The sequence below is a fragment of the Bartonella queenslandensis AUST/NH15 genome (assembly GCF_000312585.1).
In the GTDB taxonomy this organism is placed as follows: Bacteria; Pseudomonadota; Alphaproteobacteria; order Rhizobiales; family Rhizobiaceae; genus Bartonella; species Bartonella queenslandensis_A.
In genome coordinates this window covers 1-444 of the sequence record NZ_HE998148.1, presented here as the reverse complement: position 1 = coordinate 444, position 444 = coordinate 1, and the positions used below count along the sequence as shown (strand labels likewise).

1 pseudogene is annotated in these 444 nt (G+C 38.5%); it reads right to left on the bottom strand.

Annotated features, from left to right (window positions below):
- Window positions 1-68: 68 nt before the first annotated feature.
- A pseudogene (locus BN338_RS12280) lies at window positions 69-444 on the bottom strand (DUF3987 domain-containing protein); the annotation flags it as partial.

Genomic DNA, 444 nt, shown 5'->3' with positions numbered 1-444 from the left:
AATGATGGGGAGGTCCTTTGAGAGTTCACTGTTATATTGTTTAATGTTTTTAAGATTTCCCAATTGCCTCAGTGTGATGTCTTATGACGTTTCACTAAGGGATGCCATTCATAACGTATGGTAGGTCGACCACCTTGTGAGCACTTGTCTCCAGAGATTTCACGAATATAGTTACAACGGCATAAAAGCTCTAAAGTTTGTTGAATGGTTTCTTTATTTTTTAAAAGCTTCCAATCACGTTTATAAACATCTCTTGCCGTAAAAACATCAGGGAAACAATCACAGCGTTTGACAAGAAAGTTTGCACCCTCTGTTGCTAAGCTATCCGCCGCCGCATAAAGACGTTTGGCATGACTTAATAAATATTTTTCCCATCGCAAAGCTGTTGTAATGGCATATGATCCAATTTCAGAATGACCCGTGTCAAGAAGTTCAAAAATCAAC